Source organism: Paenibacillus sp. JDR-2 (assembly GCF_000023585.1).
Taxonomy (GTDB): Bacteria; Bacillota; Bacilli; order Paenibacillales; family Paenibacillaceae; genus Pristimantibacillus.
On record NC_012914.1, the window covers coordinates 3,319,303 to 3,337,580 of the forward strand.

Annotated in this window: 18 protein-coding genes; 14 read left to right on the forward strand and 4 right to left on the reverse strand. The window is 45.6% G+C overall.

The genetic code is table 11. The features are described 5' to 3' along the window. Window positions 1–20: 20 nt before the first annotated feature. The 3 genes from PJDR2_RS14600 to PJDR2_RS14610 form a co-directional block, all read right to left on the reverse strand. Window positions 21–1,112 carry a PRK06851 family protein gene (locus PJDR2_RS14600; protein WP_015844477.1) on the reverse strand — a complete coding sequence of 364 codons (1,092 nt, stop codon included), beginning with the start codon at window positions 1,110–1,112 and terminating at the stop codon, window positions 21–23. Window positions 1,113–1,257: 145 nt separating this feature from the next. Further along, the gene (locus PJDR2_RS14605) at window positions 1,258–2,577 is read right to left on the reverse strand and encodes a hypothetical protein (protein WP_015844478.1); all 1,320 of its coding nucleotides are present in this window, start codon (window positions 2,575–2,577) and stop codon (window positions 1,258–1,260) included. A 200-nt stretch (window positions 2,578–2,777) separates the two neighbouring features. Continuing rightward, window positions 2,778–2,975 carry a hypothetical protein gene (locus PJDR2_RS14610; protein ID WP_015844479.1) on the reverse strand — a complete coding sequence of 66 codons (198 nt, stop codon included), beginning with the start codon at window positions 2,973–2,975 and terminating at the stop codon, window positions 2,778–2,780. An 82-nt stretch (window positions 2,976–3,057) separates the two neighbouring features. On the opposite strand from PJDR2_RS14610, the gene PJDR2_RS14615 reads away from it, so the two are divergent. From PJDR2_RS14615 to PJDR2_RS14655, 7 genes are all read left to right on the forward strand, one after another. Further along, entirely contained in the window at window positions 3,058–3,465 is a 408-nt protein-coding gene (locus PJDR2_RS14615) for a MarR family winged helix-turn-helix transcriptional regulator (protein WP_015844480.1), read from the forward strand. Window positions 3,466–3,918: 453 nt separating this feature from the next. Next, complete coding sequence (abc-f, locus tag PJDR2_RS14620) at window positions 3,919–5,670, forward strand: ribosomal protection-like ABC-F family protein (RefSeq protein ID WP_015844481.1); 1,752 nt, start codon at window positions 3,919–3,921, stop codon at window positions 5,668–5,670. Between the two features lie 805 nt (window positions 5,671–6,475). Beyond that, window positions 6,476–7,039 (forward strand): hypothetical protein, encoded by a 564-nt coding sequence (locus PJDR2_RS14635; protein ID WP_041613455.1) that lies wholly within the window; start codon window positions 6,476–6,478, stop codon window positions 7,037–7,039. A 40-nt stretch (window positions 7,040–7,079) separates the two neighbouring features. After that, window positions 7,080–8,168 carry a serine hydrolase domain-containing protein gene (locus PJDR2_RS14640; protein ID WP_015844484.1) on the forward strand — a complete coding sequence of 363 codons (1,089 nt, stop codon included), beginning with the start codon at window positions 7,080–7,082 and terminating at the stop codon, window positions 8,166–8,168. 12 nt (window positions 8,169–8,180) lie between these two features. After that, window positions 8,181–8,663: a DUF5412 family protein gene (locus PJDR2_RS14645; protein WP_015844485.1), complete on the forward strand. Its 483-nt coding sequence runs from the start codon at window positions 8,181–8,183 to the stop codon at window positions 8,661–8,663. A gap of 102 nt (window positions 8,664–8,765) precedes the next feature. Beyond that, window positions 8,766–9,188: a DUF5071 domain-containing protein gene (locus PJDR2_RS14650; RefSeq protein ID WP_015844486.1), complete on the forward strand. Its 423-nt coding sequence runs from the start codon at window positions 8,766–8,768 to the stop codon at window positions 9,186–9,188. A gap of 196 nt (window positions 9,189–9,384) precedes the next feature. After that, on the forward strand, window positions 9,385–10,164 hold the full coding sequence (locus PJDR2_RS14655) for a class I SAM-dependent methyltransferase (RefSeq protein ID WP_015844487.1): 780 nt from the start codon (window positions 9,385–9,387) through the stop codon (window positions 10,162–10,164). A gap of 123 nt (window positions 10,165–10,287) precedes the next feature. On the opposite strand, the gene PJDR2_RS14660 is transcribed toward PJDR2_RS14655, so the two are convergent. After that, entirely contained in the window at window positions 10,288–11,475 is a 1,188-nt protein-coding gene (locus tag PJDR2_RS14660) for an MFS transporter (protein WP_015844488.1), read from the reverse strand. A 127-nt stretch (window positions 11,476–11,602) separates the two neighbouring features. Here PJDR2_RS14660 and PJDR2_RS14665 point away from each other — a divergent pair, with 127 nt between their 5' ends. The 7 genes from PJDR2_RS14665 (at window position 11,603) to PJDR2_RS14695 (ending at window position 18,276) form a co-directional block, all read left to right on the forward strand. Next, a complete protein-coding gene (locus PJDR2_RS14665) occupies window positions 11,603–12,490 on the forward strand; it encodes a LysR family transcriptional regulator (protein ID WP_015844489.1) in 888 nt (295 codons plus the stop codon). A 204-nt stretch (window positions 12,491–12,694) separates the two neighbouring features. Beyond that, entirely contained in the window at window positions 12,695–13,705 is a 1,011-nt protein-coding gene (locus tag PJDR2_RS14670; RefSeq protein WP_015844490.1) for a LacI family DNA-binding transcriptional regulator, read from the forward strand. A 35-nt stretch (window positions 13,706–13,740) separates the two neighbouring features. Next, on the forward strand, window positions 13,741–14,565 hold the full coding sequence (locus PJDR2_RS14675) for an ABC transporter permease (RefSeq protein WP_015844491.1): 825 nt from the start codon (window positions 13,741–13,743) through the stop codon (window positions 14,563–14,565). Between the two features lie 131 nt (window positions 14,566–14,696). Further along, window positions 14,697–15,722: an ABC transporter ATP-binding protein gene (locus PJDR2_RS14680; protein ID WP_041614303.1), complete on the forward strand. Its 1,026-nt coding sequence runs from the start codon at window positions 14,697–14,699 to the stop codon at window positions 15,720–15,722. Window positions 15,723–15,779: 57 nt separating this feature from the next. Beyond that, window positions 15,780–16,970 carry an extracellular solute-binding protein gene (locus PJDR2_RS14685; RefSeq protein ID WP_015844493.1) on the forward strand — a complete coding sequence of 397 codons (1,191 nt, stop codon included), beginning with the start codon at window positions 15,780–15,782 and terminating at the stop codon, window positions 16,968–16,970. Next, window positions 16,970–17,812: an ABC transporter permease gene (locus tag PJDR2_RS14690; RefSeq protein WP_041613456.1), complete on the forward strand. Its 843-nt coding sequence runs from the start codon at window positions 16,970–16,972 to the stop codon at window positions 17,810–17,812. Before PJDR2_RS14685 ends, PJDR2_RS14690 begins: the two co-directional genes overlap by 1 nt. After that, on the forward strand, window positions 17,812–18,276 hold the full coding sequence (locus PJDR2_RS14695) for a hypothetical protein (protein ID WP_015844495.1): 465 nt from the start codon (window positions 17,812–17,814) through the stop codon (window positions 18,274–18,276). The genes PJDR2_RS14690 and PJDR2_RS14695 overlap by 1 nt, the downstream gene beginning before the upstream one ends. Window positions 18,277–18,278: the final 2 nt, after the last annotated feature.

Here is an 18,278-nt window from a genome sequence, read left to right on the forward strand (position 1 = left end):
TAAACAGGATTTACCAGATATTAGAGGCTGTGGTTCATTAGTTCCGACTGCAGCTGAAGCCGCAGCTTCTCAACAATTGAAAAATTCGTCGCAGCCGTATAAAAGGATTTAATCTGTGAATCGATGGCTTCCGCAGCCGCCAAATGGGAGGTGGCTTCTTTCATTTTCGCCGTATAACGTTCTTTAATCGAGGCTATTTCTGTTGCATAGGTTTCATCCGTGCCTGGGATCATGGTACGTTCATACATATCCAAGATCTCATCTCCGTCCCGATCCGGGAAATATTCATGAGGAGCAGTGCTGTCGAATATAGCCGTGCTAAGTTTCGGGAAGATCAGCATATCTAGGCTGTTTGGATCAAAACCGCAATGATACACTTGAACGTCGATGCCATTCTTCTCGGCTGCAGCGGCAAGTTTTTTCAGAAGAGTGGATTTACCGGAACCCGGTCTACCTTTGATAAAGATCCTTCTGTTCAATTGAGCCGTCAAGCTTTGAATAAAATCAAACGCACCTTTCGGAGTCGCTGCTCCGAAAAATAAGTGACGTCCAATGGTTGTTGTTCCGTTTTCATGACCAGCGTACAATTCCTCAATCAGTTCCTCTGTGACTTGATCAGCCTTGTCGAATTCCATGCTTTCGATATAAAATTTTTCCCATTCATCATGAATACGTAAAGCGGTTGCAAAGGATTCATAGGCTTTGGAATAGGCCTCGCTAAGCTTTCCTTTGAGCTCTTCAATCATTCCAATAGCATTCGTGGAGATACTTCTGTTATCAAGTGCCACAGCGAAATCGATCTCAATAACTGTACCTGCTCCGCTCTCTATGTTCCACTCACAAGCCTGCCCGTCGACAATGCCAACCTTTAATTCGGTTGCAATAATCCCGTCCAGCTCATCCGGTCGAAGCGGGGAATGGAAGCATTGCACGTGCTGGCCGCTTTCCTCCAGACTGTTCGCTAATTTCCGAATGACTGTGGATTTACCTGTACCACGGGGACCCATTAGGACGAGAATTCTATCAAGCCCTTGGAAAGCCGATTTATACAGAAAATGAGCACCGTGAGCCGTATTGCCGCGGGCAAAATAGTGGGATGTTTTTTCAATCAACCTGAACACTCCTTTGCGCGCCTATCCTCTGTCATAAGCGCATATGGGATAGATGCCTATGGTTCAGCGTATTCCGGCTGAAGCAAAGAGGTGTTTCACGGATAGGCATGAAAAAATGACTGCCGGGAACAGTCATTTTGTTGGATTATGGGGTATAAGCGATATTTTCTGTTCCGCCTGTAAGTGAATTGATGTATACAAGCGCAATACCCTCTACGCCAGCCACGGGTATTTTGTATACTAGCTTGCTCTCGTGAATTTCGAGTATAGGCGAGCCGGTCGCTCGCAAGTTCGGACTGATTGCCGCAGCAGCTTGCTCCGCTGTAAGCTTCGGATGTAGAGGAAAAGTTTTATTGTAATCGCTAAAATAGTTGGATGCATCAAATTTCATCAGCTCGCCCGTGTGCACGTCGAATTTCCATACAACCTTCATTTGCGGAATAGGAACTTGCTCCCGGACCGGGATATACACGAGTTGAATCGAGGTATCTGATTTCTCTTTCGTTACTAGCGTCAGGCGGTCATCCGACCAACGTTTCATCCATTCGTTCGCTAGCGCAACGGTTTGTTGCATCTCTACCGTCTGCTCAGAGGTTTCTTTTTGCATGCCGCTGCGAGATACCCGAATGACATGTCCGCTTTTGCTTAGCGTAACGATATACGGGCTGGTCCTTTTTCCATTGGCATCCGATAACGTAAAGTCCATGACCTCGCCGAGATCGGGGCTGCCACCGCCTGAGATCATATGAACGAATTGTTTGCCTGCTCCCTTGTTCCAGCTACCACCCATGAAGATTTTGGCTTTGGCCGCCAGTTCCGTTGCTTTATAGGTTGGCTCGCCTGCGAACACAGTCCCTTTCTTCGACGGCGTGTAAGGATTCAGTTTGTACTGGTATTCATTGAAATCTTTATTGCCGTATATTGAAATCCCATCGAGTTGGCTGAGTGCCGTCTCCATCTCTTCCGAGATCCGTTGAATTTCCGTGAGAGTGACGCCATTAGATTTCATTCGAGCTATGTAAGGCATGGCAGTGCGGGCATATTTACGCATTCGGTTAATTTGTTCCAATTGATCCGAAAGGAGCACCGACCCTTTCTCGTTGGCAGGATAGGGCAGGTATCGACTGCTATCGATTGCAAATGATTCGTAAGCCGGCCAATATAACCCTTGGAAGTTGATCATTGCAGATGCGTTGGTAAGTACGTGCTTGATGAGGTCTGAGTCCTGAATGGCGTCCTCAATTGCCTCTTGACGCTTGCCAGGAGAGTTGGCTGCAAGTGCCTCCGCAAGTGAATAGTCAAAACCGTTCAAGTACATGGATTGCAATTGAACCAAGTACAAGATGTTGCGATACTGTTGCTGCTCCCATTGCCGAGAGTACTGATGTTCTTTATAACCATAAATCGAACCTGCAATCGTAGTAGCTCCGAGCAAACCGATGATGGATTTGGAAAGAAAGTTCATAATTAATTAAGCTCCTGTCTTCGTCTTCAAATGTCTTATCCACTTTATCAAAGACGGGAACGTAGATTAAGATGTAAAAACTACCAATTAAGAGGCAGCGGACCTGATCAGCTGCCTTTTTATTTGATAAAAATGGTAAACATTATCGAAATATCGTTAGGCATATTATTTAGAGAATGAAGACTGCGGCATATCGATTATCAGTTATCTTTTTCCTTATTCTTATTCTTTCTCGGGAAAAGGAACCAAAGTGGCGCTGCCTCCATCCATTCATAATTTTCAGTGACGCCGTACATGTCTGCTAAACTAAATACAACTAAAAAGGGTAAAAGACCAAGAGCAAATACAGCAATCAATAGCCCGATGGAAATGGATTTGAAAATATCCATTGCTTTCATAAACTCATCTCCATTCTTAAATGGAATAAAACTTAGAATTTATATCGTATTACGATATAAATATGTAGAGGAGCATGTATTAATGTCAAATCCGATTGTTACAAAGTCCTTGTACGAGCAATTGGCAAGCTTCAGATACAAGTTGCGGTTATTTATACATTTTAGTGAAAGCGTGGCGAAGGAAGTGGGTTTAACTCCGCAGCAACACCAACTGCTTCTAGTCATACAAGGTTATCCAGGACGTGATTGCGCGACTATTTCGGAGGCGGCCGAAAAACTGCAAATTACGCATCATGCTTGCGTAGGTTTAGTATCCCGGTGTCAGAAAACCGGACTGATTATGCGCCGGTCGAATCCGGATGATGCGAGAAGTATTCTTATTTCATTAACGGACAAAGGCCTTGAACTCTTGGAGCATATATCCGAAGTTCACCTGAAACAGCTTCAAGATCTGCAGATTGATCTATCATTTTTTGAAACGATACAATGATTTACTACAGCTGAATGCATGATCTTTAGGGAATATTTATAATAAAAATATTAGGAAGATGCTAAGCAAAAGTATTTTTTATCTTTATTTGTTTTTTCCAAATAGAGGGGTGTAAGCATAAGTACGATCATGCTATAATGGGAAAACTTGAAAGGTATTGGAGGTATCTAATTAGACATCATGTGGACCTAATTTCCTGTCGATCATGATTTTCGAAAATGACGATAAGTGATAAGAGCTCAGCCTATGCGCGGAGCGGATTAGGATACGTGTGTCTATTGGAGAGGACTCCTTTCACCTTGGTTGGTGCCGTTTAATGGCGTCTCTTTAGGGTGTTTTCACGCTATTTCTATATCCGCATATCCTTAGCCGCAGGCGTGCCCTGCGGTTTTTTTGTCTTCGACAATCATAACCCCTGTCAGTTGTTCAACTAAACTAGAAGTGGTGATTGGAATGACAATATTAACCTTACGCGGAATTAAAAAAAGCTTCGGCGATACGAATGTGCTCGTGAACGTAGATGCCGAGCTGACTAGCCGAGAGCGTATCGGCTTGGTTGGGATGAACGGGGCGGGAAAAACAACGCTCGCCAACCTGATATTCGGTACAATTCTACCTGACAACGGCAAAATTACTTTCCACAAGGATCAACTTCGAATCGGCTACTTGCTGCAGTCGACTTCGTATACCGTTAATACTTTTAGCAGCATGATGGAGCATTCTGATGTATCCCATGAGACCGAGCAGTTTCTAAAGACGACAAGTCATTTCGGCTTGCAAAAGGTGAAGGAGTGGGATGGAGCTCGTTTAGCGGGATTAAGCGGGGGAGAGAAGACGAAGCTGGCCATTGCACATATTTTGTCTTCAAAGCCAGATTTATTGCTGCTAGACGAACCGACGAATCATTTGGATTTTGAAGGCGTCGATTACCTGGTTCAAGAACTTGGGCGGTACAATGGCACGACAATTGTGATATCGCATGATCGTTATTTTCTTGATCAAACGGTGGACCGTATTATAGAACTGCAAGATGGCATTTCGACGTCTTTCCCGGGCAATTACTCGTTCTATCGGGAGGAGAAATCCAGACGTTTCCAGAGCCAACTTCATCAATATGAAGAACAGCAGAAATACGAGCAGAAGATTGAAACGGAAATCAAACGGTTGAAGAATTGGTCAGAAAAAGCGCATCGCGAAGCCGGCAAAGTTGGGAAAATGGCTGAGATGCGCGCAGGCGTGAAGGAATTCTATCGAAGCAAAGCCAAAAGCATGGATAAGCAAATCAAATCCCGCATTCACCGCTTGGAAAAGATTGAAATTGAAGGCGTGAAAAAGCCCAATGAGGAAGCAAAGGTTTCCTTTGGCTGGGATCACCCGGACAAACGCGGCCGGCGAATCGTAGAAGCGCAGCAGATTAGCAAGTCGTATGGCAGACACTCCTTGTTTAAGGATAGCTCTTTTTATTTGCAACGCGGGGAGAAGATCGGGTTGCTTGGGCCTAACGGCTGCGGGAAAACAACGCTAATTCAAATGCTGCTCGGGAAGAAACCGGTCGACTCCGGTCAGTTATGGATTAGTCCTACTGCGAAAGTCGCGTATTTAACGCAGGATGTATCGGATCTCAATCAGCAGCAAACGGTACTCGAATTACTGCAGGAGAGCCATGAAGTCCGCAGCGATGTTGGAAAAGCGCGGACCCTGCTAGCCAATATGGGGTTTGACGCATCTATGCTGCAAAAGCCGATCGCACGTTTAAGTCTTGGTGAACGCACGCGGATCAAGCTATCGCTGCTTATGCTCCGAGAGCAGGATTTGCTCATCCTGGATGAGCCGACCAATCATCTCGATCTGGCAAGCCGCGAGCAGCTTGAGGAGACGTTATCGGAGTATCGCGGAACGCTTATTGTTGTCTCTCATGACAGATATCTAATGGATAAAATCTGCACGAAGCTGCTCGTTTTTGAAGACGGTAATATTAAGCGGATTGAATCTGGCTATGAAACTTTTCGAGAGCGGACGCAGAGTATGTTTGCTTCAGGAGACAAGAACGAACAGCAGTTGGAAGAAGAGAAGCTGGTACTCGCGAATCGAATCGTTTCTGTGCTTGCGGAACTAAGTATGTTGAAGCCAAATGACATCCGGTACGCGGGGCTTGATGAAGAGTATAAGCAATTACTCGCTTTGAAGAAGCAGCTAAGTATTTGAAAAGCTAGTGAAATAATAGTTGAAATGGCAGTTGATCAGAGGATCAGCTGCCATTTTTATCGAAGTAAAGGTCAGTTCAGTTCCAATATGTGGTAACATATATTTGGTTTTAAGTTAGAAAATGAAGAGCTTGGTTTATAAAAGGAGCACTGTGATATGAGGCTTATTAAAAATTTCGCAACTGTCGTCTTAAGCCTTATTGGCGACTTTTGGCTGGGATTGGGGATTAAGTCAGAGGTTTATGACAATCGGAGTCGTGTGCAAACTAGAGGCGGTTACTTTTTCTTTGTAACGGTGGCTGCTGGAATGGCAATAATTGTAGTTTTATGGGCACGGCATTAACGCAGTAATAAAATGATTGGATGAGATTAAATGAAAAGAAATAAAAATCAGAAAGATATAATGGTTGCCAATATTTTATTATTTGCTGCAATGTTCGCTGCTTGCCAGAGTTTGTACAGTGATCTAAAAACTTTGCTGTATGTTATACATGATTTCAATGTTTCGATTAAAGACATTACCTATTCCTATTGTATTGTGACTGTACACACTGATTTTAAGACATTTCGTTTTGATTTATTAGTTCCGCTATTAGTTGCTAGCATCGGAATTGTTATTAACGTTTCGAATCTTCTATTTTACTATTTGAAAGACAATTCTAAGGATTGTTGATTAGCTGTTAAATGATGGAGTTTGCAAGTTGATTTCATACTAAGGAAGAAGGCGTATTGTGGATTTTAAAGAAATAGTCATTATTTATAGGTAGGAGGTAAAGGATATAGCAGGAAACAAATCCCTCTGGGGTGTGCTCATTATAGGTTTCACTGTTGTTTACATTCTTCTATCGTCAAAGCAAGATCAATCTATTCAAGAGGTTACGGTTAATGAAAAAATACTTTCTTCTCAAAATTTCAGTCTTGATGCGGCATCGTCTGGTTTGAATACTTCGGCAAAAGGAACGGTGTTTGTAAAAGAAACCTCAAAAAAATTGCAAACCATACAGATTGTTGCTTTGATTGAAATCGACCCAAAGGATTGGGGAGGCGTTGCTTTCTATGTTCCTAAAGATTGGATGATCGCAAAAATAGAAAGTAGTTATACAGAAAATCAAACGGCGATAAGCCCGGACAATTATGCATCGACCTGGACCAACAGTGATAAGAATGCCTATTGGCACTCATGGATTGAGTTTGGACGAGATAGAAGGTATGAGACGGGTCAAGGTGGTACTGGAATAGTCAAAATCGAATTAGTCTCAAACAAAAAGCTCAATACCTTTGAATTAACCGTTGAAGCTGGTTCAGCCGTGCATGGTAATGTGAAGAAAATGGGTACAGATACCATAAGAGTACCAATACCTTTAACTTAACTTGGGTATGTCATATCGCAAACAAAGGAGATCTTCATTTATGTCTTCGTCGTCTTCGTCGCTAATAATTAAAATCGAGAACAGTATAAATCCTGAGGATTTCCTAGTGGGTGGGGCTGTCGTTGTCGTGAAGGAAAATCAGGTTATCTATGAAAAAGGATTCGGACTTGCGCGAGTTGGCTTGCATGAAAGGGGCTTTACGCCGGATACAATCGTATGCGTAATGAGCATCGCCAAAAGCTTTACGGCTGCTGCTTTGTTAACCTTAGTCGAGGAAGGCCGTCTTGATTTGGCCGACCCGCTTGTTCATTATCTCCCATACTTCCAGACGACAGAACCGGAGCTAAGCGGCTTGATTACTGTAAAGCAACTGTTATCTCATACGGCTGGGTTTGGCGGTGACCTAGGCATCGGCGATCTTGTCGCACCAAATGCAGCCGAACTGGCATTTTATGATCAGTTGACCAGACAAGTTGGAATGCCCGATTCGTTGCTGCGCCAGATTCAAAACCGAGAGGATATCACCAGGCTGATTCGTAAAATAACTCTGGCGGATCAGCCGGGTACCAACTGGAATTATTGCACGGATGCTTATATCGTGGCCGCTGATCTTTTCGAGAAAGTCAGCGGTCAATCGTGGGAGGGGTATATGGAGGCGTTGTTCCTGGTCCTCCAACTGAACCGGACAACCTTGAATGCCGAGAATGTTACGCAAGACGATAATCATGCCAGTTACTATAGTTGCAAAACGGGAGACTCTAACATCTTGCCTTCGCCGTTTCCTGTCAACCCCGTAGCAGCACCAATGGGCTTTTTATATTCAACGGCGAATGATTTGGGCAGATATCTTAATGCCTACATGAGTGATCGTCCGTTCATATCCCCTGCATTAATGGAGAAGATGTTCGAACCCGTATGGCTGTTTGATTCTAACGAGGGCTACGCGTTGGGTTGGGGAACAAGCATGGAAAAGGGATACTCCGTCATGGAGCATGGAGGTGGCTATCAAGGGGTCAGTGCGTATCTATGCATGGTTCCCTCGGAAAAGCTCGGAATCATTGTTTTGTCCAATCATGATCAGACGCCGACACAGAATATTTGTTACCGGGTACTTCGAGCTATTTGTTGACGGAGGGACTGCATGAAAAAAAGGTATATTATTATCATATTATTGTTTTTCGGTATATTAATGTTAATTGGATATAATAGGTATTCTTATAAGTTCAAGAGCCTTGATAACGCAACATTATTTCTAGGTCCAATAGAATCACCGGATGGTAAATATGAAGCTAATTCGTATTATATAAATTATGGTGGCGCAGCTGGCGGGGTAATGTATATCGTTGAGGTTGAACAAACCAGGACCGGTGAAAAGAAAAAGGTATATTCGAGTAACCATAAGAATGATTTTTCGATGTCTTGGAAAGCATCGGACATCCTTTCTATAAAAAACGAAAGCCCTAAACATAATGAATACAGGAATATAGATTTAAATGTAATTACGGATATTTATGAAGAGTCAGGCGCTGCATGCCGGAGCTTTTTGCTTAAAGAGAATTTTGAAAACTGCTATAAAGCGGAGGACATTAAGGAGCCTCTTATTTTTAAGCTTCTTGGTTTTTGATGTCCTGAATATGACAACGGCGTCAGATTGCCTGCGGTTGATTCACCTAACAGGCTTATAATATATCGATTCAATCGAAAATTCCGATAGAGGAGTGTTAAAGTGTATTCCATAAGTGAGCTGGTTCCAAAAGATAAATTCGACGAGGGAGCCTTAATAAAGTTAAAAGCAATTGATCCGTTAAAAATAAATCTGAAGCCGATAATCGGAGAACTGTTCGAATGGATTCAAGACATAAACTGGCCTATTGCGGAAGAACTTTGCATCATTTTAGCTGATTTTAAACCAGAGGACATCATTCCTCAAATAAGAATGATACTTAACAGTGGTGATGATACTTGGCAATTTTCATGCATCCAATTTCTGATACCGCATTTATCGACTGAAGTAAAAAAAGAAATCGCTCCAGATTTATTAAGAATAATTTTGACCCCTACAGAAAACGAAAAACTCTGTGAATCTGACGAGTTGGCCAGAAAAATATACGAAGGCTACTTTGAGGGGCTAAACTCCCTCGAATCGTAAAAGAATGGTTACATATAGCTCTATATGAGTAGTACAGCCCCCGGAACGAGTAGGACCGGGGGCTGTCTTTTCTTAGTTAATGGACAGTTAAATTAAAAGAAAAAAATACATTGTCCAAAATTTTCCTTCCACTTAATATGATATTTGGTGACGCAGTTGTTTTCGAAAAATCCATAGCCGTGGAGGGATTGTATTTATGTCTTTCAGTCATTATGGTGAACTATGCACAGAGGTCTATGACCTTACTAAAAAAGTTGGGCAATCACTCAGTGGAGATATAGAATATTATCGCGAGAAACTTAAACCTTGCAAAGGGCGTATTCTGGAGGCCATGGTAGGCTCTGGACGTGTGATCATTCCACTTCTTGAATCAGGATTAATCGTCGACGGGGTTGATTATTCCCCGCAAATGCTTGCTTCTTGCCGGTATCGCTGCGAAGAACGTGGATTTACTCCGGATTTGTATAAAGCAAATTTGCAGGAGCTTTCTTTGCCGCATAAGTATGAAGCGATCATTATACCTGGGGGCTCATTTTTGTTGATTGAACAACGGGAAGAGTCGATACAGGCATTAAATCGGCTATATGAACATTTAGAACCAGGTGGAAAGTTGATCCTTGACCTGTTTTTGCCTGACAATAATTACAACAGTGCCGAATTAGGGCAATGGGACGGTACGGCAACTTACCACCTGCCAAATGGTGATATCATTACAATGGAAGGCAAAAATGTGGAAGTTGATTTGTTCTTCAATCAATACCGTGTCAGCTATTTAAAATATGAAAAGTGGCGAGACGGGGAATTGATTCAAACGGAATTACAACGTTTTGCCTTGCGCTGGTACGGAGTTGAAGAGTTCAAGTTAATTCTGGAAAGTGTTGGTTTCTCTAATGTGACGGTTTGTGCAGATTTTGAGGATGGGAAAAAACCCTCAAGCGGCAATCAGAAGTTTGTTTATCAAGCTACAAAAGCATAAACTATCGTGTCCAAAACGGGAAGCCATGGTTGATAATGAACTGGTTTGCGAAGCTGAAATAAATGACCTGGCTATTCCCTAGCCAGGTCATTTGTCGTCTTTATGAGGGCAGCTCTATTTAATTTATCGTTTTCCAAGGGATGGACGTTTGGCTTGTCCACCAAGGTGACGCCTCGACAACAGCAAAGCAAAAGCCAGATATACGATAATGATGAATCCATACAACAGTACATAGCCTCCCATATTGTAGAATAAGCTGCCAAGGATCGGGCTGAGAGCCATTCCCATATAGCGGAACAAGTTGTAAGCCCCGACGGCAGTCGCACGGTTATTCGTGAAAGCGCCGGTCAACAACGTCGTTTGCACCGGCAGCGACAACCCAAGGGATAACCCGAAGAAGATAATTGCTGCCAATAACCACGGTAATGAAATCGAGTAGAAGAGGAGGAAAAACAGCACCGAAACGGCATTCAGAAAACTCGTCAGCACTAATAGTTTTTCTCCGTCAATCCGTGACTGGATTTTCCCGCCTAAGTAACTGCCGATCACAATGCCAAGCGACATCGGCAGAAATACCAGTCCTTTTTGCTCGCCTGATAAGCCGTACCGATCGGTTAAAATGTTCGGCATGAAGACAAGAAAGTAATAAAACACGTAATACTGAATAAACCCGAGATATATAATGGACGATCCGATCCGATTTTGAAGAATCCCTGTAAAATCCCGCAGCTGAAATCGACCTGCCTGGACATTGTCCGGCTTCGTTTCCTTCAAATATAAATAGTTGAAAACCAATACAATCATACCCGTTGCTGCAAGAGCGAGAAAGACGGAGTGGAAATTAAACTTACCTCCTAGGAAGCCGCCGATGACCGGTCCAAGCACCGGGCCTAACGACACCAACATTTGAAAGGTTCCCATTGCTTCGCCGCGTTCCTTGCCTTCGAACAAATCACTGATTACCGTAACGGCAACGACGGTTCCGGCAGCGATGCCAATCGCCTGTAGGGCTCTAAAAACCAGCAGAAACGTTATCGTTTCGGAGAAGAAACATCCAATCGAAGCGATCACATACAACGTGATTCCGAAAAGCATAACCTTGCGACGTCCCTTTAAATCCGTAAGTGGACCATAGACCACCTGCATGATGGCAAGGAATAAAGTAAACACTGAAATCGTCAAGTTGACGACGAATGAGGTGGAGTGGAGTTGACTGGCAACCTCAGGTAATATCGGGGTGTATATGGTTTGCGTGAACGGACCAAAGAATGCGGCAAAAGCGACAATGTATAGAACGAATTTACGATTCATGATGTTTAACCCCTCATTTTTAATGTCTCGAATTTTAATAATGCCATCTTACTTGATATCAATTATTTATTCCAATGCATTTCGTGATATAATCTCATTCACCAGAGAGAATAAGTGAGGTGCTAATTTGGAACTTCTTCAACTGCAATATTTTCTCGCGGTAGCTCATTCAGAACATGTAACCGAAGCTGCCCGGAGTCTGCATGTCACGCAATCATCATTAAGCAGAACGATTCATCGCTTGGAAGAAGATTTAGGGGTTTCGCTGTTCGATAGGATAGGCAGGAAACTGCAATTAAATGAGTCCGGAAGGAGATTTCTCCGTCGTGTAGAAAGGGCTTTGTTTGAATTGGAACAAGGGAAGCTAGAGCTTAGCGAATTAGCCAGTCCGGATCATGGAACCCTTGAATTAGGGGTCACCAGCGCAAGCGTATTACACCACATTCTTCGGAAATTTCAAATAAAACGGCCTAATATTCAGTTTCATGTGCAAATGCTGACGACACAGGAAATGATTATGCTTCTGGAGAGAGGGGAGTTAGATTATTGCTTGTCCTCGCCTCCTGTTGAAAGGGATGACATCGAATGTCAAATCGTATTCATTGATCCCATTCTTGTCGCCGTTCCAGTAGGTCATCGACTGGCGGATCGAAGCAGCGTATCTTTATCCGAATTAAGAGATGAAAGGTTTGTCGGTGTTAAGGTCGGTTACGGTACACGGGATATTATGGAAGCAGCTTGCAAATCGGCTGGCTTCATCCCTCGTTATGTATACGAGGGTGATGAGCCGGCAAGGCTGGTCAATCTGGTGGAATCCGAAATTGGCATTGCCTTCATACCAAGCACGGCAAGGAATGATCGTGCACAAATCAAATATCTTCAAGTAGAGACTCACGAAGTGGTGAGGGAAATCGCTTTATTGTGGCACAAGAGTCGATATATTACTCCTGCTGCCCTGGAATTCCGGGAAGTTGTTCTGGAATATTTCGAAGCTTTATCCAATTCAAGAAATTAAGACCCGATAAAATTTACATTTTACATAAAACCACCGAAATCATGACATGATTCGGTGGTTTTCCATTTTTCTGGACATTTTTAGCGCTAGATTTACAATTCCTTAGGCTCTGTTTAACGCAGAAGAAACATCCACTCCTTAATCTATACGTATGGGAACGATCCCATATGGGAACGGTCTCACAGCTGTGAAAGGGAGTGCATCGTGGATAATCCGACCATCAAAGAAATCGCCCGGCGTGCCGGGGTGTCCAAATCTACCGTTTCGCGAATTATTTCCGGGAATGGATATTCCAGTCCGGAAGCGCGCGATAAGGTTCTTGGGCTAGTCGAGGAATTGCAATATAAACCCAATGCGGTCGCAAGGGCAATGGTTTCACAACGAACGCATAACATCGGGGTGCTCTTGTATAGAAGAGATCTTCCGATTGCCTCGCATCCCTTCTACGGTAAAATCGTCGATGCCGTTTTGTTGGAAGCAGCAAGGTTGAATTATTCGATATTCGTTACAACGGATCACGATATGTCGTATCGTTCGGCCGACTTCATGATCGAGAAGCGGGTGGACGGGCTTATTCTCATCAGCCGGCTCCAGCAGAACGTAATTGATCACATCACGAGCTTCGGCATCCCATTCGTTATGGTGAACGGTTCGACGGACGTGGATGGCGTTATCCATATCGTCAATCAAGATGAAGAAGGCGGCAGGATGGTCGCCGAGTTTTTGACGCAAACCGGGCATGAGCGAATCTTCGTTGTCGCGGGACCGCAAAGTCATCGCAGTCACCATTTACGCCTGAAGGGATTCATGACATTTATCAGGCAGGCCGGTATCCAGGAAGGTGATGCGGCAATCCGATCAGCAGCGACTTCGACTTTTGCGGAAGGATACGAGATCATGAGCCGGGAGTGGGATCAATTTCGGGAGGGCGGGTATTCGGCGCTCTTCGCCACCAATGACATGCTTGCAATGGGCGCGATGAAATTTCTGCAGGAGCAGTCGGTGCGTATTCCCGATCAAGTCTCGGTGGTAGGGTTCGATGACGTTGATTTCGCGGCAATGTTCTCGCCATCCTTGACTACGGTCAAGGTGGATACCGGTGAGATGGGCACTCAGTCTGTCCGGCTCTTGGATCAATTGATCCGGCAGGAACAAAACGTTGTGCATCCCAACCAACTGGTACCCCGTCTGATCGTCAGACAGTCTACCAGATAACTATATTTCCATATCGAAAGGAGCGATAACCCTTCATGCGCTGGTATTTCAAGGCACTCGGAACAAGAAAAATCGTTGAATTTATCGTGCTTGTCATCTTTGTCATCTTCTTTCTTGGACCGCTGCTGAACTTGGCTATTCTAGCCTTCACCGGAAAATGGAACTATCCTGACGTTTTGCCGACTCAATGGTCCATGAAATGGTGGGCATTTGTCTTCAAACAGGAGGATATCCCCCAGTCGATCGGTTTGTCCTTCATGATCGCCGCTATTGTAACAGGGCTGTCTATTGTATTGTGCATCCCGGCAGCCTATGCGTTCGCCCGCATACGCTTCCCGTTCAGCCGGTTCTTCCTGTTCTCGTTTCTGCTGACCCATGCGTTCCCTAAGATGGGGTTGTATGTCTCGATCGCGGTGCTTTTCTACAAGCTTGGACTAATGAATACGCTGCTTGGCGTTGTCCTGATTCACATGATCAACGTGCTTATGTTTATGACGTGGATTCCGACGGCCGCCTTCCGGAATGTGCATCAAGCACAGGAAGATTCGGCTAGAGACGTGGGAGCGGGGCCGTTTCGCGTATTTCTTAAAATCACCTTGCCGATGGCACTGCCAGGCATCATCGTCGCTTCCATCTTCACTTTCCTTAACTCGCTCGACGAAGCGCAGGGCACGTTCCTGGTCGGTATCCCGAATTACAAAACGATGCCGATCGTCATGTATTCCATTATCAGCGATTATCCCGCTTTTGCGGGCGCGGTGTTTTCCATCATTTTGACGGCACCAACGATTATTCTGCTGCTCGCTGCCAAACGTTTCGTTAGCGCGGATGTCATGTCCAGCGGGTTTACGTTGAAGTAACGAGGCAACTATCGCAAGACAAAGGAGGCCATCCGGGTATGGTTCAAGGTATTCAAATTGTTCAAGATAAACAAGGCATTCAAGGTAAGCAGGGCAAGCAAGAAATTCACAAGGATCGGAACAGTCGGGAAATCCAGCTATCCGTACAACAGCTTTCGAAACGTTACCGCACCGGCGAAGGTGTTACTTCGATCTCGCTTAATGTGCATAAGGGTGAACTCGTTACGCTGCTTGGTCCTTCCGGCTGCGGCAAAACGACGGTACTGCGCAGCATCGGCGGATTTCTCGAGCCGGACTCCGGCGATATTCTCATCGAAGGGGTGAGCGTGCTCAAATCGCCGCCGGAGAAACGTCCGACCTCCATGGTGTTCCAAGGCTACAATCTATGGCCGCATATGACAGTGTTCGATAACCTGGCATTTGGTCTTAAAATACGCAAGGTGAAGAAAGCCGATATCCGAAAACAAGTTACGGAAGTATTAAAGCTCGTACGTTTGCCGGATGCCGAAAACAAATTTCCCGGCCAGCTTTCGGGCGGCCAGCAACAGCGGATTGCGCTAGCTCGGTCACTGCTCTTGAAACCCGCCGTTCTATTGCTCGATGAGCCGTTCTCTGCGCTTGACGCGAAGCTTCGGCATGAGATGCGTGAAGAGCTGCGGGAGATTCAGGCGGAGACCGGCCTCACGATGGTATTCGTCACGCATGACCAGGAAGAAGCACTGTCGATTTCCGACAGGATCGTCGTTATGAATCACGGCAACATTGAGCAAATCGCATCGCCGCAAGAGATTTACGATCAGCCGAACACGCTTTATGTCGCCCAATTTATCGGCAAAATGAACTTTTTGAAAGGGGTGGTTTCGGAAGGTCAAGTACTGGTAGGGAAGTTGAGGTATCCCAATTCGAAATCGTTGTCCGGCGGGGTATGGCTGGCAATCCGGCCTGAAGATGTCATGCTGTCGAGTCAAGACCAAGAGGGTTTGCCAGGTATTATCAAACAGATTATGGTTCTAGGCCATTATGCCGAAGTATCGATTCAATTACCGGAGTATGGCGTCATCCGGGCGTTCCAGCCGCGGGATGCCGTCAAGGAGCTGAATTCAGGCGATCAGGTTTATGTCAGCTTCAAAAAGGTCATTACGTATCCGGAAGCTTAAGCAAATCGAATCTCGAACGAGAACAAAAATTCCTCAATGCCAAGGAGGCAAATAAGCATGTTAAGCAAAAAATCCACCCTTACTTTACTGACTGTAACAACCGTTACCGCAGCACTTCTCGCGGGTTGCGGAAACTCGAATAAATCGGATACCGCGAACGCTGGCGCAACAAACGCCGGAGCGACGAATACGGCCTCGGCGGATCCGTCGGCTCAGCAAGTCGAATTCAGCTTCTATTTCACGGGCTCCGAGAACGTGAAGAATCTATGGGATACGATTATACCGATGTTCGAAAAGGACCATCCGAACATAAAGGTTAAAGAGGTGTATATTCCATCCGGCACAGGCGCGCAGCCGACGTACGACCGCATTCTCGCGGCGAAGCAGGCGGGCAAAGGTTCCGGCGGTATCGATCTGTACGAGGACGGGCTGAGCAACGTAACCCAAGGACAAAAGGATGATCTGTGGGAAACGCTTGATCCGGCAAAAATCGGCAATCTCGCTTCCGTTGACGCGAATACGATGAAAGACGTATCCAACTTGGCCATTCCATACCGTTCATCCGCCGTGGTGCTTGCTTACAACAGTGAGAAAGTGCAGACGCCTCCGAAGACGCTTGACGAGTTGTTCGCTTGGATTAAAGCGAATCCGGAACGCTTTGCTTACAACGATCCTTCCACAGGCGGCGCAGGCAGCTCGTTTGTGACAACAACGCTGTACGACAAGCTTTCTGAAGATGCGATTCATAACTCCGATCCTAGCATTGAGAAGGAATGGGACAAAGGATTCGATACGCTGAAGGAACTCGGCAAATACGTATACGGTAAAGGCATTTATCCGAAGAAAAACCAAGGCACGCTGGATCTGCTCATCAGCGGCGAAGTAGACATGATCCCGGCATGGTCGGACATGGCTCTTGAGCAAATCGGTAACGGCCAGCTTCCGGCTACGACGAAAATCGCGCAAATTACCCCGGGCTTCAACGGCGGCCCGACCTACTTGATGGTACCGAAGCTTTCCGAGAAGAAGGACGCAGTTAACGAGTTTCTGAACTTCGTGTTGTCGCCGGAAGCGCAATCGGTGGTTGTAACCAAAATGCACGGTTTCCCGGGCATCCAGCTGTCGAACATGCCGCAGGACATTCAGGATTCCTTCAAAGGCGTGGCTGAAGGCTTCCGGACCTTCAACATCGGCGACTTGGGCAATGAAATCAACAAACGCTGGCAAAGCGACGTAGCGGCGCAATGATGAAGAAACAAGTGAAAATGGGGATACTGGGACTGCTTCTGGTCATCCCCTCTTTTCTGCTGCTGTTCCTCACGGTCGTTATTCCAATCGCGGTCTCGTTCAAAGAGAGCCTTACCAACAAAGAGGGCGGCATGGACCTGTCGAATTACAAGTTCTTGTTCACTGACAAGCTGATGCGCTCCAACATCATATTTTCGCTGGAAGTAACGATTATATCGGTCGTAATCGTACTTATCGTCAGTTATGCGCTGGCAGCTTACATGCGTTTCAATAAAGGCAAATTAGTCGGGTGGATTCGGAATATGTACATGATCCCGATGTTTATTCCTTCCGTCATTGCGACGTACGGCTTGATTCAGCTGTTAGGTAACCATGGCTGGGTAGCAAGGTGGGTGCTGCTGTTTGGCGGCAGCGGAATTCCGCGCATTATTTTCGATATGAAAGGCATTATTATCGCTAATTTGTGGTTCAACATTCCGTTCACGACGATGCTGCTTGGCTCTGCCTTGGCGGGGATTCCGGACTCGGTGATGGAAAGCGCGAAGGACGTAGGGGCGGGGAGACTCCGAATCTTTACCCGGTTTATCGTGCCGCTTACCTACAAAACGCTGCTTGTTGCGGTAACCTTCGTATTTATGGGCGTTATCGGTTCGTTCACCGCGCCGTTCCTTCTTGGCCCTAATGCACCGCAAATGCTTGGGGTGTCGATGGAGCAAATATTCGGCGTGTTTCAGGAAAAGGAGCAGGCTTCCGCGCTCGCGTTCTTCACTTTCCTGCTTTGTTCGTTCATGGGCTACTTCTACATTCGCAGCATGATTAAGGAAGAGGGGGCACGCTCATAATGAAACGTCTTGTTCTGGAAGTTGAGGGACAGGTGACTCCGGTATGCTCCAAGACGCATATTGCATACAGCTTTCATCTGGATCGACAGGGCGACAAGCTGTGGATCGACTTCGCTTACGAACCTAAGAATCTCGATGACCGTGAGCAAGCTCACCAGTTAATCGCGGCCGGCATTAACAAATACACGGAACCGGCGCAGCGCGGAAGAATGCTGGAGAAGTGGGAATCGTTTCTTCCGTTGAAAAACCTGATCACCGTTTCGGTCGACGACCCCAAGCGGCACCGCGGCGCCGGTCATCGGCACGATCCGGAGCAGCTGTTGTTCATCGGAGGCGAGGATGCCTCGCCGGGGTTCGTAAGCGGCGAGCTGATCGGAGGTCTGTGGCGAATTACGATAAGTCTTCATGAGATTATAACGGACAATTGCCGCTACCGTTTGCGAATTCACCATGAGGAGGCTTAACA